Source organism: Actinomyces sp. HMT897 (genome assembly GCF_016626125.1).
GTDB lineage: Bacteria > Actinomycetota > Actinomycetes > Actinomycetales > Actinomycetaceae > Actinomyces.
Window position 1 is genome coordinate 2241938 of the sequence record NZ_CP067336.1, and the last position, 24906, is coordinate 2266843.

A 24906-nucleotide genomic window follows, 5' to 3' on the forward strand; every position below is an offset into this window, starting at 1 on the left:
CTCGGCTATCCTGGCCTGGTTGTCAGACAACCAGGATCTGACTGCTGCTCGGGGCAGCGCCGCCTTACCGCAGAAGAACGGAGCATCCATGACAACGATGACGTCCACCCGGTTCAGGAGACTCAGGAGACTACCCGCCCTCCTGGGCGCGGCTGCGCTCGCGGTGACCGGACTCGCTGCCGCGCCGCTGGCGCAGGCGGCCCCCACCCCTGACGGCCGTATGGACATCACGATCACCCAGTCCGGTGCCCCCCAGGACGGCATCTACGCGGTCGGTGACGTCATGACCTTCGACATCTCCGTGACCAGCAACCTGTCTGACGCCGCCGCCTTCCGCGTCAGGAGCACCAACCTGGGCGGCGGCGTCTCGGCGTGCCGGTGGACCAACCTCCCCGCTGGCCAGACCCGGGAGTGCAACGGCCAGGCCACCCACGTGGTGACCCAGGAGGACCTCGCCTCCGGCGGCTTCACGCCGTCGGTGGCCTACGAGACCCTGGACGTGGGCTACAACGGCACCCCCACCGCCTCCGAGGCCGTCAGCGGGCCGGCCGTGCCCGTCACCGGTCCCATGCTCGACGTCGTGTCCTTCACCAACCAGACCCCCCAGGACACCTACGCCGTCGGGGACCAGGTCACCTACCAGATCCGGGTCAAGGGCCTGGCCAGCACGGTCATCACGGTCGAGGCCACCGGCTCCTCCTTCGACGACCTGGCCGACCAGTGCACCTGGAGGAACCTGCCCGTGGGGGCCGCGGGCGTCTACAACTGCAAGGACCTCAGCCACGTCATGACCGACGAGGACGGCCGCAACGGCGCGTGGACGCCGTCGATCACCCTCCAGGCCAAGGACCCCGCCACCGGCGCCGTCCTGCAGACCCGGACCCTGAGCGGCACCGCCCTGCCGGTGGCCTTTACGCCCCCGCCGGCCCAGCCCGCCACCGAGCCGGGCGTGGATCCCTCCCTGCCGTCGGAGTTCACCAGCTCCACGGTCCTGGCCGCCAACACCAGCGCCAACAACTACCGTATCCCGGCTATTACCTCCGCCCCCAACGGCGACCTGCTGGTCTCCTACGACGAGCGCCCCCGCACCGGCTGGGACGTCAGCGGCGGTGACGCCCCCAACCCCAACTCCATCGTGCAGCGCCGTTCCACGGACAACGGCGTGACCTGGGGCGAGCCCACCTACGTCCACCAGGGATCCAAGGACTCCCGGGACACCCGCGTGGGCTTCTCCGACCCCTCCTACGTGGTGGACTGGCAGACCGGCGCTATCTTCAACTTCCACGTCAAGTCCTACAACACCGGTTTCTTCGGCTCCCAGGCCGGTTCCGACGTCAATGACCGCAACGTCCTCCAGGCGGAGGTCTCGGTCTCCCGGGACAACGGCTACACCTGGGAGCACCAGGTCATCACCCCCCAGGTCACCCCGGACGCCTCCTGGATCTCCCGGTTCGCGGCCTCCGGCCAGGGCATCCAGCTCAAGTACGGCGCCTACGCCGGGCGGCTGGTCCAGCAGTTCACGATCAAGAAGGACGACGGCTCCATCCAGGCCGTCTCGGTCTACTCCGACGACCACGGCGCCACCTGGCAGGCCGGTGAGGCCTTCGGGACGCGCATGGACGAGAACAAGGTCGTGGAGCTCTCCGACGGCACCCTGCTGCTGAACTCCCGTGACAACGCCGGCGGCGGGTACCGCAAGATCGCCCGCTCCTCCGACGGCGGCCGCACCTGGGGCGAGGTCACCCCGGACTACCAGCTCAAGGACCCCACCAACAACGGCCAGGTCATCCGCGCCTACCCCTCGGCGCCGGCTGGCAGCCCCCAGTCCAAGGTGCTCCTGTTCACCAACTCCGCCACCTGGAGCGGGCGCACCTACGGGACCATTAAGATGTCCTGCGACGACGGGGCCACCTGGGCCTCGGCCAAGACCTACAACACCGGCCACGTGGGGTACACCACGATCGCGGTGCAGTCCGACGGGCACATTGGCCTGGCCACCGAGGAGGGTGGCAACACCATCTCCTACAACCGCCTCTCCATGTCCTGGCTCGGCGGGGTCTGCGCCCCCCTGTCCGCCAACGAGGTGAGCCTGAGCACGAAGGACACCCACGCGACCGTCTCCGTGTGGGTGACCAACCAGAGCGCCGACACCCTCTCCGGGGTGGTGAGCCTGGACCTGCCTACCGGGGTCACCGCCGAGGGCGCCACGGTCAGCGACCTCGCCCCCGGGGCCTACACCAAGGTGGACATCCCGCTGACCATTGCCGCCGGGGCCCTGAGCCAGGGCTACGTGGAGGTGACGGCCACCTTCACCACCTCCACGGGCGCCGCCTCCACGGGAACGGTCTGGCTGAAGGTGGACGATCCCGACCACGTGGACCGCAGCCACCTGTCCATCGGGGGCTTCTCCAGCCAGAACCTGGGAGGCGGGGAGTACTCCCCGGCCACCAACGTGATCGACGGCGACACCAGCACCTTCTGGCACTCCCAGTGGTCCGGGGCGGTGGCACAGCCCCCGCACTACGTGACCCTCAAGATCGACGCCCTCTACGACGTCACCCGCCTGGGCTACGTGCCGCGCACGGACAACCTCAACGGGGTCGCCGAGCAGTACGTCGTCAATGTGGCCCGCTCCACGGACGGTACCTGCCCCGCGGAGGACTCCGCGTGGCGTCAGGCGGCCTCCGGCACCCTGACCAAGCCCGTCCAGACCACTATCGACCTCCAGGGCGCCACCGGTGTGGACTGCGTGCAGTTCGTCATTAAGACCGACCAGGCCAAGGGGTCGGTGGAGTACGGGTCGGCGGCCGAGATCAACCTCTTTGGGACGCCGTCTTCTTCTCCGTCGCCTTCTCCTTCTTCTTCTCCGTCTGTGTCTTCTTCTCCTTCGCCGTCTGCGTCTGGGTCTTCGTCGTCTGGTGGTGGGGGTGTGGTTCCTGGGGTGATGCCTGTGTTTGTGGCTCGGGTTGCTGCTGATGGGACGGGGAGTGTTCTGGTGGGTGACTGGGATGGTGATGGTGTTCGGTCTTATGGTGTGCGTGTGGGTAGTCGGGTGGTGTTCTATTCTGAGAACTCGGTTCTGGCTGCTCCGGTGGCGTCGTTGTCTCTGGGGAGGGTGTCGGACCGGGTGTTCGTGGGTGACTGGGACGGTGATGGTCGGGACACGTTGGCCCTGGTGCGGGGTAGGAGTGTGTTCTACCAGCAGGTGATGGAGTCCAGTGCCACTACGGCGGGGCGGGTGCCTGAGGGGGAGCTGGTGGTGGCCCGTCAGGGCGACCACGACGTCCTCATAGCCAGGTAACAGCCCCCCCGCCTGGGGGGCGGCGGCCCACCCGCCCCCGCCCCACCGTGAGAACGGTACTTGTTCCCCGCGAGAACGGTACTTATTCGTCGCGAGAACGGTACTTATTTCCTATGGGGAACGAGTACCGTTCTCACGGCTGGGGGCGCCGCCCTGACCGTAGACACAGGGCGTCGCCGTCCCCCGTGGTGGAGGGGGCCCGTGCCGCCTCTACGACCGGGCCCTGGCTGGCGCCGTCCCCCGCGGTGGGGGAGGGAGCCGAGACACTCTGGGCCGACAAGGTCGGATCCCTGCCCACGTCGCCTAGGCCCTACGACTAGCGGCCAGGTCGGGGGCGCACCGGACCTCCCGCCCCCGGCGTCCAGGGTCATCACCTCCCGGCTACCTCACCTGGCTGCCGTTCCCGCTACGTCGCCCAAGGTCCTCACAAGCCGTCGGGACGTGCGGTGCGCGGCACCAGGATCCCGGCCCCCCGGCCAGCTCGCCCCTCGTCCCAGTGCCATCCGGTGAAGACGGCGGCCTCCATGAGCGCACGCGCCCAGACCACCGGCTCCTCGCCCCGTCGGCGTCCCACCCCCAGGTAGTGGCGTAGGAGACCAGCGGCCGCGTAGGCGTCGTCGAGCGCCGTGTGGTGCTGGCCGACCACGACCCCGGCCGCCTGGCAGCAGGCCGTCAGCCGTCGTGAGGGGGTGGTCATAAAGTGCCGGGCCCACTCCATGGTGCACACGCGCGGCACTCTGGCGCCGACGTCGAGCATGTGCCCCCCGCCCAGGGCCTGGGTGAGGAACCCGACGTCAAAACGTGCGTTGTGGGCGACGACGGCCCGCCCGGCCAGGTCACGCACCAGCAGGTCGGCGACGTCGTCCAGGGCGGGCGCCCCCACCAGGTCCTGGGCGCGCAGCCCGTGGACAGCCGTGGGGCCCACGCCCGTCAGGGGGCCGGGGTCAATGAGCGTGGACCAGCTGCGCTCGACCTGCCCGTCGGCGTCAGTGAGTACCACGCCGACCTCCAGGATGGCGTCAGCGGTGGGGGACAGGCCGGTGGTCTCCAGGTCGACGACGGCGTAGCCCACCTCCCGCCATCGCCGGGCGTCGGTGACGTCGGGTGCCGGGCGGCCGGGGGCCACCAGGGGACGCAACGGCTGACGGTCGTGGGGGGCGCGGTGGTAGAAAGGCATTAGCCGCATCGTAGCCAGGCGGGTCCTGCCCGGCGCCCCGCGCCTGCCTCAGCCTCGTGCCCGCCACCTGTCCGCCCGCCTGGCCCGCGCCTGCCCGCCTGGCTGGCCTGCCTGTCCTGCGCCCGGCCGTGCCGCACCCGCCGCGCACCCGTGCCTGCCCGGCGTCCGCCTATCTCAGTCTCATACCCGCCCGCCCTGAGCCTGCGTTGCACCCGCTCGCGCCCGCCGCGCGCCCGCCCACCCGTGCCTGGTCGCCTGGCCCGGCCGTGCCGCACCCGTGCCTGCCCGGCGTCCGCCTATCTCAGTCTCATACCCGCCCGCCCTGAGCCCGTGCTGCACCCGCTCGCGCCGCGCCGGGCCGTGCCGAGCCCGCCCTGCGCCCACCGCGCGCCCGCCGCGCACGCGCGCCCGCCCCCTCCCACCTCCCTGTGGACGTGGCGGAACCCCCAATGCACGGCTCAACCCGTGATTGATCGGCAGCGTTGCCGCCTTCAATCCATCACATTCGCGCATACCGCACCGTCCTGCGGGCACCGTCGCCCGCACCCTGTTCCCTAGACCCTCCCCGGGAGTGAGCATGACACCGTCGTCACGCCGTCGAGCCGCTGGCACTGTCCTGGCCACAGCCCTGGCCGTCAGCGGCGTGGGGCTCCTGGCGCCCGCCACCTCCGCCGCCCCGGTGAGCCACCCCGGCCTGGCCTCCGTCACCCGCTACGAGGCGGCCGACATCCTCTTCCCCGGCAACGACGGACGCGCGCACACCGTCACCTTCGACAAGAACTCCTTCATGGTGGACGGCACGCGCCTGAACATCTGGTCCGGGGAGATCCACTACTGGCGCCTGCCGGACGTCAACGGCTGGCGCGACGTCTTCCAGAAGATGCGCGCTAACGGCTACAACGCCGTCTCCCTGTACATGTTCTGGGGCATGCACCAGAGCGAGGAGGGCGGTGACTTCGACTTCACACCGGGAGGCGTCAAGGACATTGACCTGCTCCTGACCCTGGCCGAGCAGGAGGGCCTCTACGTCATCGCCCGCCCCGGCCCCTACGTCAACGCCGAGATCTCCATGGGCGGCCTGCCCGCCTACATGTCCAACTACGGTGGCGGCCTGCGCTCCACGGACGCCAGGGCCCTGACCGCCTCCAAGTCCTGGCTCAGCGCCGTCAACGCCATTATCAGGCGCCACCAGGTCACCGACGGCGGCGGCTCGGTCCTGCTCTACCAGGTAGAGAACGAGCTCACCGAGGCCAACAGCGCGGACACGGCCTTCCTGGCCGAGCTCACCCGGCACGTGCGGGCCGACGGCATCACCGTGCCGCTGTTCCACAACGACTGGGGCCTGGGCGGGCGCATGTCGGACACCTCCGCCACCGGCCTGGACCTCTACGCCTACGACTCCTACCCGGTAGGCTTCAACTGCTCCGCGCCCCGCAACGCCATCAGGGACTCCGAGGCCGCCTTCCACGCCTACGCCCCGAGCAGCCCCAACTTCATCACCGAGTCCCAGGGCGGGGCCTTCACCCCCTGGGGCGCCTCCTACAACGCCTCGGACTGCTACGGGTACACCGACCCGGACTTCACCCGCCAGTGGGGGGTCAACAATATCGGCAACGGGGTGACCGCCTTCAACTTCTACATGGGATTCGGCGGCACCAACTGGGGGTGGACCGGCTCCCCGGCGTCGGGCTTCACCTCCTACGACTACGGTGCGGGCATTACCGAGGACCGGGTCATGACCGAGAAGTCGGCCGTGCAGAAGGAGATCGGCTACTACGCCAGGGGCGTGCCCGCCCTGCCCTCCATGGACGCCGTGGAGGCCCCCGCGCCCGCCGACCACCAGGGCGACGCCGTGAGCCTCTACTCGCGCCAGGCCTCGGACACCTCCACCTCCGTCACCGGCCACGGTACCCGGACCATCGCGGCCCGCCTGAGGGACTCCAACTCCACCACCGAGACCACCTTCACCATCCCCCTGAGCCTGGGGACCGGCAGGACGGGCCCCACCCACTCCCTCACCCACGACGACCGCGACCCCGCCATCACCTACACCGGCTCCTGGCAGCAGGTGGAGGACACCACCGCCTCCAAGGCCACCCTGACCCGCTCCTCCACCCCGGGGGACACCGCCGCCCTCACCTTCACCGGCACCGGCGTGCGCCTGGTCACCAGCACCGGGACCGACCACGGCGAGTTCACCGTGAGGGTCGATGACGCCGACCCCGTCACCGTCTCCTCCACCAGGGTCGACACCGAGCAGAACAAGCCCACCCAGTTCGTGGCCTTCGAGGCCACCGACCTGGCCCAGGGCGAGCACACCGTGACAGTGACCAACACCTCCGGGGCGGTCCTGGGCCTGGACGCCTTCGACGTCGTGACCCCCCAGGCCACCCAGCCGGTGACCGTGGGCGACGACGACCCCGCCATCACCTTCGCCTTCTGCGTCTGTGTCTTCTTCTGTGTTGCCGTCTTCGTCTTCGTCGTCTGGTGGTGGGGGTGTGGTTCCTGGGGTGATGCCGGTGTTTGTGGCTCGGGTTGCTGCTGATGGGACGGGGAGTGTTCTGGTGGGTGATTGGGATGGTGATGGTGTTCGGTCTTATGGTGTGCGTGTGGGTAGTCGGGTGGTGTTCTATTCTGAGAACTCGGTTCTGGCTGCTCCTGTGGCGTCGTTGTCTCTGGGGAGGGTCTCGGATCGGGTGTTCGTGGGTGACTGGGATGGTGATGGTCGGGACACGTTGGCCCTGGTGCGGGGTAGGAGTGTGTTCTACCAGCAGGTGATGGAGTCCAGTGCTACCACGGCGGGGCGGGTGCCTGCCGGGGAGCTGGTCGTGGCCCGTCAGGGCGACCACGACGTCCTCATAGCCAGGTAGGCACCCCCCACCCCGGGGCGGGGGCCCCCACCACCCCACCGTGAGAACGGTACTTATTCCCCGCGAGAACGGTACTTGTTCGTCGTGAGAACGGTACTTGTTCGTCGCGAGAACGGTACTTATTCGTCGTGAGAACGGTACTTGTTCGTCGTGAGAACGGTACTTATTCGTCGCGAGAACGGAAGAGGGGCAGGGTCTTGGGACCGTCCGCCAACGAGGCCCGCCCAGGGTCCGCGAGGTGCCACGGTCAGGGAGCACGCGCACACAACATATTCCGGACCGGCCACATCCTGGACGGGCCACATCCCGGACCGGCCGTATCCCGGACGGGCCGTATCCTGGACGGGCCACATCCCGGGCCAGCTCGGACGTCCTGAGACGTGCCGAAGATATTAAATACAGTTAAAAACATTCGCCAATTTGTCCTCTCTGCAAAGGAGCATATGATGAGACCCCTTCCTGCGAGGCGCCGACGCCTCGCCCGAGCCGCCGCCCTCCTGGGCGCGACGGCGCTGGTCGCCACCGGTCTGGCGGCCACCGCCCCTACCCAGGCGCTCCCGGCGACCCCACCGGCCGTTGTCGCCGAGCCTGCCGCCACCGGGCACAACGTGGCCCTGGCCAGCGCCGGGGCGGACGTCACCTCCTCGGGCACCGAGCTGACCGACCGGTGGCTCGCGGACAAGGCGATCGACGGCGTCGCCAGCGGAGACTCCCGGTGGTCCTCGAACTACTCCGACCAGGCCTGGCTCGCCGTCCACCTGGCCCGTCCCACGACGATCGACCACGTCACCGTCAAGTGGGAGGCCGCGTGCGCGGCCGCCTACCACCTCGAGGTGTCCAAGGACGGCCAGACCTGGCAGCGGGCCTCGGAGACGATCCGCCCCACCTGCGCCACCACGGACACCCAGACCCTGTCGGCCGCACAGGCCTCTGAGCAGTGGAGCTACGTCAAGATGCAGGCCGAGGAGCGCACCCCCATTAACAACACCAAGTACGGCGTCTCCCTGTACGAGCTGGAGGTCTGGGACGACCCCCAGGCCGCCGACCCGCCCCAGGCGTCCCCGGGCCTCCACCTGGTCCCCCTGCCCGTCAGCCTCACCGACAACTCCGTCACGCAGGCGCCCTTCACCCTGAGCGCCGAGTCCCGAATCGTGCTCGACGGCGCGACGGCCTCCGCCGCCCACGGCGTCGCCGACATCCTGGCCACCGAGCTGCGCGCCTCCACCGGCTACCCCCTGGAGGTCGTGTCCTCCGCCACGCCGGGTGCGCACGACGTCGTCCTGCGCGACGGCGAGGTCCCGGGGCAGACCGGGGACGAGGCCTACGCCCTGACCACGGCCGACACCGGTGCGGTCGTGACCGCCACCAGCGCCCACGGCTTCTTCAACGGCACCCGCACGCTCCTCCAGCTGCTGCCGGCCGCCGCCGCCTCACCCACCGCCCTGTCCACCACCTGGGCGGCCCCGGCCGTGAGCATCGCCGACGCGCCCCGCTACGAGTACCGCGCCGTCATGATCGACCCGGCCCGCTCCTTCATTACCGTGGACGAGGTCAAGAAGATCATTGACGAGGTCTCCAACCTCAAGATGAGCTACGTGCACTTCCACGTGGCTGACGACCAGGGGTGGCGGGTCGAGATCACTAACGAGGGCCGTGAGGCCGGGGACACCATTGACTACACCCGGCTGACCGAGGTCTCCGGCAAGACGGCCATGAACACCCACGACCGTCAGGCCTCCCAGGAGCTGGGCCGTACCGGCTACTACACGCAGGCCGAGTTCCGTGACATCGTGGCCTACGCGAGCTCCCGCTTCGTGACCATGGTGCCCGAGGTGGACCTGCCCGGACACACCAACGCCGCCCTGCACGCCGTCTCCGAGCTCAACACGGCCGGCTCCTCCCACCCGGGCACGCCCGAGGAGCCCACCGCCCCGGCCAACGGGACCGGCAACGTCGGCTACTCCTACCTCGACCCCAACTCGGAGGTCAGCTTCACCTTTATGCGCCACGTCCTGGGGCAGCTCGCGGACATGACCACCGGACGCTTCCTCCACATCGGCGGTGACGAGCCCCACTCCATGCTGAGCCGCTACGGCCAGGCCACGTACAACGCGACCCTGAGCCGCATCCTGCAGACCGTGCGCGACACCGGTAAGAGCCCCATTGGCTGGTCAGAGGCCGCGGCCACGACCATGCAGGCCGGTGACGGCATCCAGTACTGGGTCGGGGACAAGACCACGGTGGCCCGCGCGGTCAACCAGGAGGGGGCCAAGGTCGTCGTCTCCAACGGCGCCACGTCCTACATCGACCAGAAGTACCACTCCTCCACCCCCATCGGCCTGACCTGGGCCTGCTCGGGCACCTGCGACGTGCGCCAGTACTACCAGTGGGACCCGGCCAGCATTATCCCGGGCGTGGGCGACTCGGGCATCCTGGGCAACGAGGCCGCCCTGTGGTCCGAGACGGTCCGCGGCGGGGACCAGAACGAGTTCCTCATGTGGGGCCGTGCGGCCGCCCACGCCGAGATCGGCTGGACCCCCCAGGCCCGGCGTGACGTGGACGACTTCGTGGGCCGGCTGAGCGGCATAGGGCCGCGCTGGACCATGGAGGGCACCAACTTCTACGACACCGCCCAGGTCACCTGGGAGGCGGACCTGGCCGCCACGGCGGGCCTGAGCGTGCGCCCGGGCCAGGAGGTGACCGTCCCCGTGGGCGCGCTCGCCGCCCCGGGCACCGTCACCGACTCCACCACCGTCTCCCCGGACTCCACCGCCGACGCCGACGGCGTCTCCGCCTCCCGCCTGAGCCCGGGCTCCACGGTGAGCGTCAACTGGGGTGACGGCACGGAGCCGACGACGGCCACGGTCACCACGGACCGGCCGCGTGACCCCTACTACGCCTCCGGGCTGTACCGGCTCCTGGGCAGCCACACCTACGCCGCCGCCGGGGACTACACCCTGACCCTGACCCTGGGGGAGAGGACGGCGACCACCACGGTCCACGTGGCCGACGACGCCACCAACCCGTCCCTGCCCCAGCCCTGGGACCCCTCGGTGACCCCGCAGGCCCAGGTCCCCGTCACCGACCTGGCCGTGGGCGGCCGCTACGCCATGGGGGTCACCGGGTTCGCCCCCGGCTCCTACGTGGACATTACCGTGGGTGAGACGCGCCTGGGGCAGTTCCGTATGGACGCCACCGGCGCGCGCACGGGCCAGTGGGTCAACGCCCCCGCCTCGCTGGTGAACGGGCCGCAGACCCTGCGCTTCGCCCAGGGGGACCGGCACGTGGACGTGGCGGTGAACGTCACCGGCGGCCGCGTGGCCCTGGAGAACCCGCTGCCCGCGGGCTCCCTGACCCTGACCGAGGCCGACTCCGAGGAGCGCACCGGTGAGACGCCTCCCAACGGCCCCGCCACCGCGGCGATCGACGGCGACCCCAGCACCTTCTGGCACACCCAGTGGCAGGGTGGTTCCCCCGGGTTCCCGCACCACATCACCCTGGGCCTGCCCCAGGGCCAGACCTGCCGGGTGACGGGATTTGAGTACACGGGGCGCTCCGGGAACCAGAACTCCCGGGCCAAGGACTACCGCCTGGAGGTCTCCGAGAACGGCCAGGACTGGAGCGTGGTCCACGAGGGCAGCCTCGCTGACACCGACGCGCCCCAGGCGGTCAACCTGGATCCCTCCCAGGTCCGTCAGGCGGCCTACGTGCGCATGGTCCAGCTGAGCTCCCAGGCGGGCAACGCCTTCGGCGGGGCCGCTGAGATCCGGGTGGGGGCCACCTGCTCCGCCTCTCCCACGCCCGAGCCCACGCCCTCCCCGAGCCCCGAGCCCGGGCCCAGTCCTGAGCCGACGCCCCAGCCGTCCCCGAGCCCTGAGCCCACGCCCGGGCCCCAGCCCACGCCGTCCCCGGAGCCGAGCCCGGGCCCCACGCCGGGTCCGTCCCCGGAGCCTGTGCAGCCGGCCTTCGTGTCGGCCATGGTGCGTCTGGACCGCGGCACCGCCTTCCTGGGCGACTGGGACGGCGACGGGACCAAGAGCTGGGCGGTGCGCGTAGGCAGCCGCACGGTCTTCTACAACGAGAACGCGGTCGCCGCGACCCCGGCTGGCTCGGTCTCCCTGGGGCGTGCCACCGACCGGGCCTACGTCGGTGACTGGGACGGCGACGGGCGTGACACCCTGGCCCTGGTGCGTGGTACCACGGCCTTCTACCAGACCTCCCTGACCTCCACGGAGACGACGTCGGGCCAGGTGCCCGCCGGCGAGCTGGTGGTGGTGCGCGAGGGCGGCCGCGACGTCCTCCGGGCCAAGTAGCCGCCGGGTGGCGGTCCGGCCGCGCCCGTAAAGGGCCAGGCCAAGGGGTGGGTCACCGGCGTGCCGGGCCTGGCTTCGGCCGCGCCCGTAGGGGACCGGGGCCAGCCTCACAGTCAGGCCCTATGGGGTGCGGACCCGGGCCGTGCCCGTAAAAGACCGGGACCGGCCACCTGTGGTGAGCAGGTGGCCGGTCCTGCTGCCCGGGGGCGCCCTGGGGGCACCCCCGGTCCCACGTGCGTGCCAGACGGAGCTCCCTGCTGCCCGGGGCACCCCGGGGGCACGGCCGTTCGTCGGCCTGTGGGAGTGCGGGCCGACCAGAGGCCCGGGGGCGCCTCGGGGGCACGGCCGTGCGTCTTCGCGCTGGCTCCCGGAATTCTGCCCCAAAGTACCCTGTGGGTCAGCGCGGGCGGCCTACACTCTGCCCATGGGAGCAGCTCTGACCACCCCCGAGACCACCGCCGTCACCAACAGCACGATCGCCACCCAGATGGCCCACCGCACCATCCGCGCCTTCACCTCCGAGCCGCTGGCCCCGGAGGTGGTGGACACCCTTCTGGACGTCGCCCGCCACAGCGCCACCTCCGGCTTCCAGCAGCAGCTGACCATTATCCGGGTGCTCGACCCCGCCGTCCGCGAGGAGGTCCACGCCGCCTCCGGCCAGCCCTACGTCGGGGGCTCACACGGTGAGCTGCTGGTCTTCGTCGTCGACCTGTACCGCAACGCCCTCATCCGCCAGCGCGCCGGGGCCGACCTGGAGCCCCTGGAGCGCACCAACCTGTTCCTGGCCGGCATGGAGGACGCCGTGATCGCCGCCCAGAACGTCGTCGTGGCCGCCGAGTCCCTGGGGCTGGGGACGGTCTACCTCGGCAGCGTCCTGGGCGACCCGCGCCGCCTCGTCCGGGCCCTGCGACTGCCTGAGCGCACCTTCCCCGTCCTGGGCCTCCTCGTGGGGCACCCGGACCAGGAGCCCCAGTACAAGCCGCGTCTGCCGCGTGCGGTGACCTGCGCCGTCGACTCCTACCCCGAGCTGGACGAGGCCGCCCTGGAGGAGTACGACGCCCGCGTGGAGGAGTACTACGACCTGCGGGACGCCAACCGCCGGGTGGACGCCTGGACCACCCAGATCGTGCGGGCCCTGGGCCAGGGTCCTGCCGCCCAGTCCCCGGTCCTGGAGGTCCTCCACGAGCAGCGCCTGGCCCTGCACTAGGACCCGCCGCTCAGGACGGGTGCCGGGTTCCGGGCGCACTCCGCCAGGACCCACCGCGCTGCCCACCTGCTTGCGTCATTACTCGCCGCCTGCTCCGGCCCGCCCACCTCGCGCCCGCCCGGGTGCCGCCTGGGGTCGTACCCGGCCCCTTGCGCCTTTGCGGCCCCGGGACTGTCCTCCGCCGAGTTCGTCGTCGTGCCTACGCGCCGCGGTTGGGTCCGACCGCATGGCTGGCTCGGTGCGCCCTGGCGCGGGCTAGCATCGCTCCATGACGGAGACGACGCCCACCGCCCCCGGTGCCCACCCGGACCGCCTCCCGGCGCTGTCAGCCTTCAGCCTCCCTACGGCCCTGGTCGTCGCTCAGGACGGACAGGTCATTGCCCGCGCCGGGGACGTGGACGCTGTCCACCCCCTGGCCTCCGTCACCAAGCCGCTGGTGGTCTGGTCGGCCCTGGTCGCCGTCGACCGCGGCCTGCTCGCCCTGGACGACCCGGCCGGCCCGGGGCTGCCCGGGGCCACCATTGCGCACCTCATGTCCCACTCCTCGGGCGTCGCCTTTGACTCCCCGGCCGTCCTGGCCGCCCCCGGCACCCGGCGCGTCTACTCCAACTTCGGTATTGAGATCCTGGGTCAGCGGCTCCAGGAGGCCACGGCCACGCCCCTGGAGGCCTGGGTGGAGACCACCGTCCTGGAGCCGCTGGGTATGGCCAGCGTCCTGGTGCCCGGCTCCCCGGCGTACTCGGGCAGCGGCACGGCGGCGGACCTGTCCGTCTTCGCCCGTGAGCTCGCCGCGCCCCGGCTGGTCTCGGCCGACCTGGCGGCGCTGGCCCGCACCCCCTTCCTCCCTCAGCTCGACGGCGTCCTGCCGGGCTACGGGCGCCAGGTGCCCAACGGCTTCGGCCTGGGGCTGGAGGTGCGCGGCCACAAGTCCCCCCACTGGACTGGTAGCCGCAACAGTCCGGCGACCTTCGGGCACTTCGGGCAGTCCGGGAGCTTTGTGTGGGTGGACCCGGTGGCCGGGCGGCAGGCCGTCTTCCTGGGCGAGCAGCCCTTCGGTGCCGTCCACAAGGCGAGCTGGCCAGCCCTGTGCGACCAAATCCTGGCCCTGTGATGCCCGCGCCCTCTCCGTGAGAACGGTACTTATTGCTCGCGAGAACGGTACTTGTTGGCCGTGAGAACGGTACTTGTTGTGTGGGGGACCTGGTTGTGGGGGGGGTGTGGCTGTTGGTGCCGGGGTCGTCAATGTCGGGACCGCCTCGTGTCCTGGGCCCCTCAGTCCAGCTCGATAATGACGGGCACGTGGTCCGAGGCCCCCTTGCCCTTGCGCTCGTCGCGGTCAATGGCTGCTCCTACCACCCGCGCGGCCAGGGCCGGTGAGGCGTAGGCAAAGTCAATGCGCATACCCTCGTTGCGGGGAAAACGCAGGCGCTGGTAGTCCCAGAAGGTGTAGTTGGTCACGTGTGGGCGAGTCACCTCGCTCATGCCCACCGACTCAAAGGCGGCGAACGCCTCCCGTTCGGGCGCCGAAACGTGCGTGGCTCCCGCAAAGGCCGACATGTCCCACACGTCCTCGTCGCGGGGGGCCACGTTCCAGTCGCCCACGAGGGCCAGGGGCAGGTCCGGGTCGGCCTCCAGCCAGGAGCCGACGGCGTCGCGCAGCCGGGCCAGCCACTCCAGCTTGTAGGCGTAGTGGGGGTGGGTGAGCTCGCGCCCGTTGGGGACGTACAGGCTCCACAGCCGTACCAGGCGTGGGACGCCGGTCGCCGTGGCGTCCCTGGCGGTCCCGCTGTCCCCACCGGTCCTGGCGTCCCCAGCGACCCCAGTGGTCCCGGTGCCTGATGCGCCCCCCACGGTGGCGCCTAGTGCGCGGGCCTCGACCACGGGCTCCTTCCCCTGGCCGGCGACCCAGGTGGGCTGTCCGGGGAAGGAGGTGACGACGTCGGACAGGCCGACGCGCGAGGCAATCGCCACCCCGTTCCACTGGTCCAGCCCGTGGACCGCCACCTCGTAGCCAGCGGCCTCAAAAGGTAGGTAGGGGAACTGCTCGGGGCGGCACTTGGTCTCCTGGATGGCCAGCACGTCTATGTCCTGGCGCTCCAGGAAGCGGATGACGCGCTCGGTGCGGGTGCGGACGGAGTTGACGTTCCAGGTTGCCAGGCGCATGAGGGCAGCCTAATGGTGTGGGACAGGTGTCGAGGACACGGCGCCCTGGAGGCAGGGGGCCGAGGTCCTAGGCTGCGTGAGGCCTCGCCCCTGGCTGACCCCGGCAGCGAGCCCGGTGCGGTGAGGCCCCAGGCTGCGTGAGGCCTCGTCGGTGGGGGCGCGGTGGTGGGGGCGCGGCGGCCCTGGGGACAGAGCTCGGCAACCTGTCCCGGTGCCGTCTCTCGGCCGCCCCTCGACGTCGCGCGGGCCGCCAGAAATCACGGTTTCGTCACGTGCGGGACGCCAGTACCCCCTGTGGCGTACCACACTGATGTGCTTTTGCCCAGGCAGGCGCGGTACGCGGCCAGATTCCCGGCAGGAGGTCAGACAACGCACTTGACGAGATGCCTGCCACTTCGTACTCTGTGCGTGGAGTCAAGCGCTTCACATGGCAATCGATCAAGACCGAGCACGGGAGCTCGGTCTTGCGTTTACAGAGAAGGGTTCCCATGAAGACCACCATGTACGCATCCCGCCGCCAGGTCCTGGCTGGCGGCATCGCTGCCGCCGCCCTGGCTACCCTGGCCGCCTGCGGCTCGGACAAGAAGGACACCTCCGCCACGGGCGGGTCTGACGCCGCGGGCAGCGGCGAGGTCGTGAAGATCACCTACTGGCACCGCCTGCCCGACAAGGAGGGCATGACCAAGGTCGACGACGTCGTCGCCCAGTGGAACCAGGCGAACCCCGGCATCCAGGTGACGGCCAAGAAGTTCGACGGCAAGGCCGACGAGTCCTACGCCAAGATCGCCCAGGCCGTGAAGTCCGGTGACGCCCCCGACCTGGCCCAGGTCGGCTACGGCGAGATCGCCGCCGAGTTCCTGGCCGGGGACCTGGAGGACGTGGCCGCCCAGTTCAAGGAGGGCGGCTACGAGAAGAACTACGCCGCCGGTCCCATGGCCCAGTGCAAGCTCGACTCGGTCGTCGTCGGCCTGCCCCAGGACACCGGCCCGCTGGTCTACATCTACGACAAGGCCGCCTTTGACGCCCTGGGCATCAAGGTACCCACCACCTGGGCGGAGCTCAAGGAGGCGGCCAAGACCGCCAAGGCCTCGGGCAAGTACATCGCCTCCTGGCAGGGCGACGAGGTCGGCTACCTCATGTCCGGCCAGGCCGCCGCCGCCGGCGCCTCCTGGTACACCCCGGAGGGCACCACCTGGAAGGTGGACTGCAACTCCGAGATCTCCAAGAAGGTCGCCACCGTCTACCAGGAGCTTCTTGACGAGGGCCTCATTTTCGTCCCCTCCGACGGCCGCTGGGGTGACGCCTTCGGTGCCGCCCTCAAGGACGGCAGCCTCATTGGCACCGTCGCCGCTGGCTGGGAGCCCGGCTTTATCCTCGGTGACCTCGGCGTGACGGAGACCAAGTGGCAGGTCGCCTACCTGCCCAAGTTCGACGGCGTCACCAAGGACGCCACCGGCGCCGACGGCGGCTCGGCCGTTGCCGTCATCAAGGGCTGCAAGCACCCCGCCGAGGCCCTCAAGTTCGCTGACTGGTTCAACCAGCAGATCCCGGCCCTCGTCTCCCAGGGCCTGGTGGTGGCCGCCACCACCGGCAAGCCCGAGACCCCCGAGGCCCTCAAGAAGCTCTGGGGTGGACAGGACGTCTTCGGCTTCCTCGCCGAGGCCAACGCCACCATGAACCCGAACTTCCCCTACGCCCCGACATGGCCTAAGGTCACCAGCGCCATGGCGGAGGTCGGTGGCAATGTCACCCTCGGCAGCGCCAAGGTCGCCGACATCTTCTCCAAGGCCCAGGAGACCTCGCTGACCACCCTCAAGGCCCAGGGGATCTCCGCCAAGGAGTGACCTACCACGGTGGGGAGGCGGGGCTCCTGCCTCCCCACCGGCGGCGGTTCGGGGCGGCCAGGGCGTCGCCCCGGACGCTGGCTGCCAGCCGGGCCCGACACCCGGGTCCAGGTCGTCCAGGACAACCCCGCGTCGGCCGACGCGACGGGCGGCTCCGACACCCGGGCCCAGGGCCCGGTCCGCAGGCTGAGGGCCTCCCCTCCCCGGCCCGCGGTTCGCGCGGCGACTCCATCCCCCAGCACCTAAGGACCTTCATGAGCACAGCACCTGCCGCGGCAAACGCCGCGAACATCAGGGCGATCAGGGCGCGCAGATTCCGTAACACCGTCTACGGGTGGATCTTCGCGGCCCCGTTCACCCTGTTCTTTGCCGTCACCTTCGTGGTGCCGATTATTGTCTCCATCTACCAGGCCTTCTTTACCACGAAGTCCGTGGGCGGCGGCCTCTACGGGGACGGGGAGCGTGTCACCTCCTTCTCCGGCCTGGACAACTTCGAGGCGGTGGTCACCAACGGGGACTTCTGGGTCGGGATGGGACGGGTCCTCCTGTTCGCGGCCTTCCAGATCCCGGTCATGATTATCTCCGCCCTGGTCCTGGCCCTGGTCCTGGACTCATACCTGATTAGGCGGGTCACGGTCTTCCGCCTGGGCTACTTCCTGCCCTACGCCATCCCCGGCGTCGTCGCCGCGATGGTCTGGCTCTACATCTACTCCCCGCATCTGGGACCCCTGACCGACCTGACCGGCATTAACTTCTTTGGGAAGAACATTATCCTGGCCTCAATGGCCAATATGACCACGTGGACCTTTACCGGTTACAACATGCTGGTCTTCCTGGCCGCTCTCCAGGCGATCCCCACCGACCTCTACGAGGCGGCCCGCCTGGACGGTGCGAGCGGTTTCCAGATCGCCACCCGCATTAAGATCCCGATGCTCTCCGGGGCGGCCCTGCTCACCGTGCTGCTGTCTATTATCGGCACCATCCAGCTCTTTAACGAGCCCACCATTATGGCCAGCTCCCAGGCCTGGATGGGGAAGAACTACACGCCGATGATGATGGCCTACAACACTATGATTACCTCTCCGGGCGACCCGCACATGGCCTCGGCGATCTCCATCGTCATGGCCCTGATTGCCGGGGGCCTGGCGGCTGTCTACGCCTTCGTCCAGACCCGTGTAGACAAGTGAGGACGACCATGAGCGACACCACTCAGAGTGACACTGTGACTGACGACGTGGAGGAGGATGCCACCGAGCTGGAGGAGGATGCCACCGGCGACGAGGGCACCGACGCCACGCCACGCCACGACCGGCGCGCGACGGCCGTCCTCCCTGACGGCCGGCGGTACCGGCCCAGCAAGGCGGACCACGCCCGTTCCCTGGAACCTTCCGAGGGGGCCAAGCTGATGACCTGGGTCGTCCTGGTCCTGGTCCTCCTGTACTTCCTCTTCCCGCTGTACTGGCTCATTGTCTCGGCGACGAAGACCAACGCCCAGCTGAGCGAGGGGAGCCTGGGCCTCAGCGATGACCCGCTGTCCACCATGAAGGCCAACTACAACGCCCTCATGGCCTGGACCGACGGCATGTTCTGGCGCTGGGTGGCCAACTCCGTGTTCTACTCCACCGTGGCCGGGGTGATCGGTACGCTGATCTCCGTCATGGCCGGCTACGGTATGAGCAAGTTCAAGTTCCGGGGGGCCAACGTCCTCCAGCTCGCGGTCCTGGGCGGACTGCTCCTGCCGATTGCGCTGCTGACGATCCCCCTGTACATTGTGATGCACTCCCTGGGTTTGACCGACACCATCTGGTCTATTATCATCCCCAGTTGCGTGAGCCCGTTCGGCGTCTTCCTGGGACGCATGTACGCTGCGACGTCAGTGCCTGACGAGCTGCTTGAGGCGGCCCGGATCGACGGCGCCGGGGAGTTCCGCATCTTCTTCACCATGGTGCTGCGGCTCCTGGCCCCAGCGATGGTGACGATCTTCCTGTTCATCTTCGTGGCGACCTGGAACAACTTCCTCCTGCCGCTCATGATGGTGACCAACAGCACCGAGCTCAAGCCGGTGACACTGGGCCTGTACGGCATGATGTCGTACTTCGACCCGACGTATGGCGCGGTCCTCCAGGGAGCCCTTCTCGGCGTGCTTCCGCTGGCCGTGATCTTTCTCTTCCTGCAGCGCTTCTGGCAGGCTGGTCTCGCAGCCGGCTCTGTCAAGGGCTGACAGGTTTGGGGTGGGGACCCCGACGGTGCCCGTCACCAGCAGTGGTGGCGGGCACCGTCATATCTACCGCCTGCTGCCCGCCCCGACCCTCCCACCCGCCCCTCTTCGCGAGAACGGTACTTGTTCGTCGTGAGAACGGTACTTGTTGCTCGTGAGAACGGTACTTGTTCGTCGTGAGAACGGTACTTGTTCGCTTCGGTAGGGGAGGGCGGCTGGGCTGTCACGGTCTGCGGATCCGGGCCCGGGGCCGTCGGACCACTCCCGTCCCGACCTCTGGTGACTGGTGCCCGTGCGGGTTGAGGTGGTCGTTCACGCACTGGTGGTGCGTGGAAGTGGCGGCTGGTGCCTACAGGTCGGGGCTGGCCGAGGGGCTCCATGAGGACTACGGCGTCGAGGAGGCCGGTGCCCGCAGGCCGGGGCTGACTGTTCTCGTCGTCCTCACGGAGGGCGTCGGTGACCTGGTGCTTTGTGGGGCAGGGTAGTGGGGCAGGCGCCCGCCAACGGGCACGTCGTCGGCCTGATTACCTGCGGGCAGGGGCTGGGTGGCCACAGCATTCGTCGAGAGCCAGACGGCCTGGTGACTGCGGGCCGGTGGCCCCGCTGCCGCTCCAGCGGGAGGCCGCAGCAATCGCCTGGTGCCCGCAGGCCGGGGTCCTGGCCCCAGGAGGCCCATAGTCCGCCCCGATCCACGCCGGGTACGTGACAGGCGCCCCGGCGCCCCGAACGCCACCCGTTCTCACGGCAAACAAGTACCGTTCTCACGGCAAACAAGTACCGTTCTCGCGACGAACAAGTACCGTTCTCACGGCAAACAAGTACCGTTCTCGCGACGAACAAGTACCGTTCTCACGGCGAACAAGTACCGTTCTCGCGAGTGGTGGCTGGGGGGTTCGCGGACGACGTCGTAGCCTTGGGACATGGGAACCGCACTCGTCACCGGCGCCACCTCAGGGATCGGGCTTGAGCTGGTCTGGCAGCTCGCCGCAGCCAGGCACGACCTGGTCCTGGTGGCCCGAGACCATCAGCGCCTGGCCGTCCTGGCCGAGGACCTGCACCAGGTAGCGGGCGTGGGGGCGCAGGTCCTGCCCGCCGACCTCTCCACTGCGCAGGGCCGCCAGAAGGTTGCCCAGCGCCTGCTGAGGACGGGAGCGGCAGGGGCCGGGAGCCCCAACCCTGCCGAGGCCGGAAGTACCACACGCCCCGGCCCCGCCGGGACAGGGAGCGGTACCGGTCCCCAGGGCTACGCCCGTCTGGATCCTGCTCGCCTCCGGGATCACGTGCGGCCCCAGGGCCCTGGTCGGCAAGGGGGCTCCCGGCTCCCTGCCCGCTCGGCCCGCGGGCCACGGACCGCCCAGGAGGTGGCCCGTCGTCCGGTGGACCTGCTGGTGAACAACGCGGGCTTCGGTCTGGGGCAGGCCTTCGTGGGCGGGGACGTAGACAGGGAGCGCCGCGCCCTGGAGGTCATGGTCGGCGCGGTCATGGAGCTCAGCCACGCGGCCCTGCCCGGCATGGTGGAGCGCGGTCACGGCGCGGTGCTCAATATCGCCTCGTTGGCCTCCCTGACGGCCATGGGCACCTACGCCGCCCACAAGGCCTGGGTGCGGACCTTCACCGAGGGGCTGGCCACCGAGCTGAAGGGTACCGGGGTGAGCGCCACCGTGGTGTGCCCGGGCCTGACCCGCACCGAGTTCCACGAGCGGGCCCACATGGAGGACGTGTGGCCATCCCTGGTCTGGACCGACTCCCAGGAGGTGGCCCGCCAGGCCCTGGACGCGGTGCGCCGGGGCCAGGTCATCTGCACCCCCACCCTGCGCTACCAGGCGGCGGCCGCTCTCCTGCGTCTGAGCCCCCGGTGGCTGGTGCGCCGGGTCGCCGGGCACGCCTCGTCAGCCACCCGCTACTGAGCCAGCCACCCACTACTGAAGCCACCCACCGGCCCGCCGCCCCTGGCACGCGGCCCTGAGCCTTAGGCATTGTCGGCGCGGCCCGAGTTGCACATTCTTTCTGCCGCCCTGGCTGCTGGAACCGCGGAATCATGCGGATCCGTGGCGCGGGTCAGGGCCTGGGACACGGATGAATGTGCAACACTGACGCCGTTGCACATTCATTAGTCCTCCCGACCGCCTCGGGGTCAGCGAATCGTTGCAATGGCGCCAACGACCTGCTGGCGCTCCATGGATGAATGTGCAACTGCCGGTGCTGTTGCCGCCGGGTCCTCGCGGCAGGCCCCAGGTCGGCGGCCTCGGCTGGGACACGCCACTGCCTGGGGGCTCACACCAGGGCCCGGACCATTGCGCATAGGACTAAAGGCCTGCCATTATGGGGTCATGGCTGAGATCACCTTCCACGGAGCCCCCGTCACGACCGTCGGGGAGCTGCCCGCCGTCGGCACCACCGCACCCGGCTTCGAGCTCGTCGGCGCCGACCTGTCGCCTGTGACCAGCGCGTCTCTGCGCGGCCAGCGGCTCGTCCTCAATATCTTCCCGTCCATTGACACCGGCGTGTGCGCCACCAGCGTGCGCCGGTTCAACCAGCGTGCCGCCGCCCTGGAGGGCACCACGGTCCTGTGCGTCTCGGCGGACCTGCCCTTTGCGCTGGGCCGCTTCTGCGGGGCTGAGGGGATTGACGACGTCGTCACCGCCTCCGTCTTCCGCTCCACCTTCGGGGCCGACTACGGCGTGACCATTGCCGACGGGCCGCTGGCAGGCCTGCTGTCGCGTGCCGTCGTGGTCCTTGACGCCGACGGCACGGTCCTCCACGCCGAACAGGTGCCCGAGATCGGTCAGGAGCCCGACTACGAGGCCGCTGTCGCAGCCCTGGCCTGAGGGCTGAGGTCTGGCGCCGCTACCGGGCCCCGTGCTGTGGTGGCGGCCGCCAGCCTCCTGACGGGCCACTCCTCCCGAGCTGACTCCGTCAGGCCAGTTTCATCCTAGGCTGGCTCCGCCGGGCCGACTTCCCGTCAGGCCTCCGCCGGGCTGGCTTTCTGTCGTGCGCCCCTGGCCTCTGCAGCCGAACGCAGCGCAAACGCCCCCGGCGCATGCGGCCCGGCCTCTACGGCTGGCCGGGGGCGTGCCACTGCCCGAGAGCAGGCCACTGCCCAGGAGCAGGCCACTGCCGCAGACCACTGCCCGAGATCAGGTCGTTGGCCACGCGCTGGCCTGGAGCGAACCACTGCCCGAGAACAGACCGCTGCCTAAGAGCAGACCGCACCAAGGCCTCCGAGGTGCCACTGGGTGACGCCGTCGCCTAACCTAAAAGCCGTGAGTACCAACGATTCCCAGCGCGCCCGCCTCGCCCAGCTCGTTGAGGAGCTGGCCGTCGTGCGCGGCAAGGTCACCCTCGCCTCGGGCCTGGAGTCCGACTTCTACGTGGACATGCGCCGTGCCACCCTGCACCATGAGGCCGCCCCGCTCATTGGCCACGTCATGCTCGACATGCTGGAGGAGGCGGGCCTGGGGCCGGAGGATATTGACGCCGTCGGCGGCCTGACCATGGGTGCCGACCCGGTGGCTACCGCCATGCTCCACGCCGCCGCCTCCCGCGGCCTGGACCTGGACGCCTTCGTGGTGCGCAAGGCGGCCAAGGACCACGGTATGCGACGGCGTATCGAGGGCCCGGAGGTCGCTGGCAGGCGGGTGGTGGTCCTGGAGGACACCTCCACCACCGGCGGCTCCCCGTTGGAGGCGGTCGCCGCCCTGCGGGAGGCAGGAGCCGAGGTCCTGGCCGTGGCCGTGGTCGTGGACCGCGACACCGGTGCGCGCGAGCGCGTCGAGGCAGCGGGCCTGCCCTACCACGCCGCCCTGGGCCTGGACGACCTGGGACTGGGCTGAGGAAGACGTCCGACGGTGCGAACCACGTCCTCGTGATCACGCCTCGTACCCGGTTTTGATTTCGGAAACTTTGCTGTGCTGCGCATAGTTCTGCCGTCACGGAGTTGGCGGCCATTGGTGCCGAGCCGGTCCTTCGTGGCTGCCTTGGGTAGTGTCGACGTCCCGGCCTGGTTCGCCCGGGACGGGGCCCGCGGGCTCCTTGACCGGCTCCGCCTACTGAACCGCCGTGTCAGGACATCTGGCGCGCACGGTGACGACACACTCGTCGAGGGGTTTCTCAGGGGATCTCGTTACTCGCCCGGGGAAGCGCAGTGACCTGGTCGGCCCCGGCCTCTGACCTGCCCGAGGGTGGGTACCGGCCGCGTGCGTCGTACCCGGGGCGCCCGGAGGGGAATGCCCCCGCCGACCGTCAGCGCCCGGAAGGGAACCTCCCCGCCGACCGTCAACGTCTGGAGGAGGACGTCCCCGCCGACCGTCGCGAGGTGGGGGTGGGGCCCTGGCCCGGGGGAGAGGCCGCCTGGCCCACCGACCCCTGCTACGACCCGGCCCTGCTGGCTGCCGGGGACCGGCGTAACGTCGTGGACCGCTACCGGTACTGGTCGGTGGAGGCGATCCGTGCCGACCTGGCTGCCCGCGCCCACAGCCTGCACGTGGCCATTGAGAACGTCAGCCAGGACCTCAATATCGGCTCGATCGTGCGCAGTGCCAACGCCTTCAATGTGGGTGGGGTCCACGTTGTCGGCCGACGCCGCTGGAACAAGCGTGGCGCCATGGTCACCAACCGCTACCTCAGCGTCACCCACCACCCCCAGGCCGCCGAGCTCCTGGCGTGGGCGGAGCGTGAGGGCTACGAGGTGGTGGGTATTGACAACGTCCCGGGCGCCCGCCTCCTGGAGGGCGAGTCCCTGCCTGAGCGCTGCCTGATGGTCTTTGGCAGCGAGGGGGAGGGGATCAGCTCGGGTCTGCTGGCCAGCTGCTCCCGCGTCCTGCGTATCGGGCAGTACGGCTCGACCCGCTCTATTAACGTGGCGGCGGCGGCCGCGGTGGCAATGCACACCTGGATCCTCCAGCACGGCGGACCCGCCCCGGACTGACGTGCCCTGACGTCAGGACGGTCAGGGTCCTGACCGTGACCCCGGTTGACCGAGACCCCGGCTGACCGCGACCTGCGGGCCGCGCTGGCGTCGCTGCCTCAGGCGACCACGCCAGCGTCGCTGCCTCAGGCGGCCCACAGGCCGCGACGCCTGGGGTGGCGCGGGACTCGCTTCCTGGCGAGCCCCGAGGCTCAAGAGCCGCGAACGGCCTGTCAGCCCCACTGCGAGGCTGACAGGCCGTCAGAGGGCTCGGCTGCCCCGGGGCCTGGTGCTGGCCGCCTACCAGACCGAGCCCACCGGGCCCGGCTCGAAGTGCCGGCCAGCCCGCCAGGCCGGGCCCACCAGGTCGGGTTCACCAGGCCCGGGGTGCCGGACCGGCTCAGGCCTTCGGCTCGGCCTCGATAATGGGCTGGGCCGCCTTGGAGTGCACTACCTCGATCTTGCGGGGCTTGGCCTCCTCCGCCACGGGGATCGTCAGCGTGAGCACGCCGTCGGTGTAGGTGGCGGAGATGCGGTCCAGCGCCAGGCCGTAGCCCAGCGTGAGCTGGCGGGCGAAGGTGCCCGAGGGACGCTCGTGGGCGAGCCACTGGACCCCGTCCTCGTCTCGGGCGGGGCGCTCGGCGCGCACGGTGAGGGTCCGGTCCTCCACGTCCACGTCGATCGTGGCGGGGTCGACGCCGGGCAGGTCGATGTGGGCCACGAAGGACTCGCCCTTGCGGTACAGGTCCAGCGGCATGCCCACGGACGCGGGGGTGCGCACCAGGCCGTTGGTGAGCCAGCGGTCCAGGTCGCGGAAGGGATCGAAGGACGACGGTGTTGCCATGTCAACCACCTCCTGTGGTCACGGTCCCGGAGCCTCCGGGAACCGGGCGGGAGGGGCGCGCCT

At 70.0% G+C, this 24906-nt stretch carries 16 protein-coding genes; 13 read left to right on the top strand and 3 right to left on the bottom strand.

Annotated features, from left to right (window positions below):
* The first annotated feature begins 88 nt into the window (after positions 1-88).
* Positions 89-3301, top strand: coding sequence for an exo-alpha-sialidase (locus tag JJJ15_RS08760; RefSeq protein WP_200510480.1), 3213 nt, complete (start codon positions 89-91; stop codon positions 3299-3301).
* Between the two features lie 424 nt (positions 3302-3725).
* Here the strand turns inward: JJJ15_RS08760 and JJJ15_RS08765 are convergent, their stop codons facing one another.
* A complete protein-coding gene (locus JJJ15_RS08765) occupies positions 3726-4478 on the bottom strand; it encodes a 3'-5' exonuclease (RefSeq protein ID WP_200510481.1) in 753 nt (250 codons plus the stop codon).
* Positions 4479-5055: 577 nt separating this feature from the next.
* On the opposite strand from JJJ15_RS08765, the gene JJJ15_RS13515 reads away from it, so the two are divergent.
* From JJJ15_RS13515 to JJJ15_RS08785, 4 genes are all read left to right on the top strand, one after another.
* Positions 5056-7023: a beta-galactosidase gene (locus JJJ15_RS13515; protein WP_200510482.1), complete on the top strand. Its 1968-nt coding sequence runs from the start codon at positions 5056-5058 to the stop codon at positions 7021-7023.
* A gap of 771 nt (positions 7024-7794) precedes the next feature.
* Positions 7795-11661 (top strand): family 20 glycosylhydrolase, encoded by a 3867-nt coding sequence (locus tag JJJ15_RS08775; protein WP_200510483.1) that lies wholly within the window; start codon positions 7795-7797, stop codon positions 11659-11661.
* Positions 11662-12085: 424 nt separating this feature from the next.
* On the top strand, positions 12086-12868 hold the full coding sequence (locus JJJ15_RS08780) for an NADPH-dependent oxidoreductase (protein WP_106110318.1): 783 nt from the start codon (positions 12086-12088) through the stop codon (positions 12866-12868).
* A 268-nt stretch (positions 12869-13136) separates the two neighbouring features.
* Positions 13137-13979 (top strand): serine hydrolase domain-containing protein, encoded by an 843-nt coding sequence (locus JJJ15_RS08785; protein ID WP_200510484.1) that lies wholly within the window; start codon positions 13137-13139, stop codon positions 13977-13979.
* Positions 13980-14140: 161 nt separating this feature from the next.
* Here JJJ15_RS08785 and JJJ15_RS08790 read toward each other — a convergent pair whose 3' ends face one another.
* A complete protein-coding gene (locus JJJ15_RS08790) occupies positions 14141-15031 on the bottom strand; it encodes an exodeoxyribonuclease III (RefSeq protein ID WP_200510485.1) in 891 nt (296 codons plus the stop codon).
* Positions 15032-15519: 488 nt separating this feature from the next.
* Between JJJ15_RS08790 and JJJ15_RS08795 the strand changes: the two genes are divergently transcribed.
* The 8 genes from JJJ15_RS08795 (at position 15520) to JJJ15_RS08830 (ending at position 24020) form a co-directional block, all read left to right on the top strand.
* Entirely contained in the window at positions 15520-16875 is a 1356-nt protein-coding gene (locus JJJ15_RS08795) for an extracellular solute-binding protein (RefSeq protein WP_200510486.1), read from the top strand.
* A gap of 254 nt (positions 16876-17129) precedes the next feature.
* On the top strand, positions 17130-18062 hold the full coding sequence (locus tag JJJ15_RS08800; protein ID WP_200510487.1) for a sugar ABC transporter permease: 933 nt from the start codon (positions 17130-17132) through the stop codon (positions 18060-18062).
* A gap of 218 nt (positions 18063-18280) precedes the next feature.
* Positions 18281-19096, top strand: coding sequence for a carbohydrate ABC transporter permease (locus JJJ15_RS08805; protein ID WP_200512011.1), 816 nt, complete (start codon positions 18281-18283; stop codon positions 19094-19096).
* 326 nt (positions 19097-19422) lie between these two features.
* Entirely contained in the window at positions 19423-19578 is a 156-nt protein-coding gene (locus JJJ15_RS08810; RefSeq protein ID WP_200510488.1) for a hypothetical protein, read from the top strand.
* A gap of 435 nt (positions 19579-20013) precedes the next feature.
* Entirely contained in the window at positions 20014-21000 is a 987-nt protein-coding gene (locus JJJ15_RS08815; RefSeq protein ID WP_106110322.1) for an SDR family NAD(P)-dependent oxidoreductase, read from the top strand.
* Between the two features lie 423 nt (positions 21001-21423).
* Positions 21424-21921, top strand: coding sequence for a thiol peroxidase (gene tpx, locus JJJ15_RS08820; protein WP_106110323.1), 498 nt, complete (start codon positions 21424-21426; stop codon positions 21919-21921).
* A gap of 435 nt (positions 21922-22356) precedes the next feature.
* Entirely contained in the window at positions 22357-22926 is a 570-nt protein-coding gene (gene pyrE / locus JJJ15_RS08825) for an orotate phosphoribosyltransferase (protein WP_106110324.1), read from the top strand.
* Positions 22927-23375: 449 nt separating this feature from the next.
* The gene (locus JJJ15_RS08830; protein ID WP_246742267.1) at positions 23376-24020 is read left to right on the top strand and encodes a TrmH family RNA methyltransferase; all 645 of its coding nucleotides are present in this window, start codon (positions 23376-23378) and stop codon (positions 24018-24020) included.
* A 379-nt stretch (positions 24021-24399) separates the two neighbouring features.
* Here the strand turns inward: JJJ15_RS08830 and JJJ15_RS08835 are convergent, their stop codons facing one another.
* Positions 24400-24843, bottom strand: a complete 444-nt coding sequence (locus JJJ15_RS08835; protein ID WP_106110325.1) for an Hsp20/alpha crystallin family protein — start codon at positions 24841-24843, stop codon at positions 24400-24402.
* Positions 24844-24906: the final 63 nt, after the last annotated feature.

What these genes read in the sequence shown, in the direction of transcription:
- JJJ15_RS08760 (WP_200510480.1), top strand. Translation starts at nt 89, where the DNA reads ATGACAACGATGACGTCCACCCGGTTCAGGAGACTCAGGAGACTACCC.
- JJJ15_RS08765 (WP_200510481.1), bottom strand. Translation starts at nt 4,478, where the DNA reads ATGCCTTTCTACCACCGCGCCCCCCACGACCGTCAGCCGTTGCGTCCC.
- JJJ15_RS13515 (WP_200510482.1), top strand. Translation starts at nt 5,056, where the DNA reads ATGACACCGTCGTCACGCCGTCGAGCCGCTGGCACTGTCCTGGCCACA.
- JJJ15_RS08775 (WP_200510483.1), top strand. Translation starts at nt 7,795, where the DNA reads ATGAGACCCCTTCCTGCGAGGCGCCGACGCCTCGCCCGAGCCGCCGCC.
- JJJ15_RS08780 (WP_106110318.1), top strand. Translation starts at nt 12,086, where the DNA reads ATGGGAGCAGCTCTGACCACCCCCGAGACCACCGCCGTCACCAACAGC.
- JJJ15_RS08785 (WP_200510484.1), top strand. Translation starts at nt 13,137, where the DNA reads ATGACGGAGACGACGCCCACCGCCCCCGGTGCCCACCCGGACCGCCTC.
- JJJ15_RS08790 (WP_200510485.1), bottom strand. Translation starts at nt 15,031, where the DNA reads ATGCGCCTGGCAACCTGGAACGTCAACTCCGTCCGCACCCGCACCGAG.
- JJJ15_RS08795 (WP_200510486.1), top strand. Translation starts at nt 15,520, where the DNA reads ATGAAGACCACCATGTACGCATCCCGCCGCCAGGTCCTGGCTGGCGGC.
- JJJ15_RS08800 (WP_200510487.1), top strand. Translation starts at nt 17,130, where the DNA reads ATGAGCACAGCACCTGCCGCGGCAAACGCCGCGAACATCAGGGCGATC.
- JJJ15_RS08805 (WP_200512011.1), top strand. Translation starts at nt 18,281, where the DNA reads ATGACCTGGGTCGTCCTGGTCCTGGTCCTCCTGTACTTCCTCTTCCCG.
- JJJ15_RS08815 (WP_106110322.1), top strand. Translation starts at nt 20,014, where the DNA reads ATGGGAACCGCACTCGTCACCGGCGCCACCTCAGGGATCGGGCTTGAG.
- tpx (WP_106110323.1), top strand. Translation starts at nt 21,424, where the DNA reads ATGGCTGAGATCACCTTCCACGGAGCCCCCGTCACGACCGTCGGGGAG.
- JJJ15_RS08835 (WP_106110325.1), bottom strand. Translation starts at nt 24,843, where the DNA reads ATGGCAACACCGTCGTCCTTCGATCCCTTCCGCGACCTGGACCGCTGG.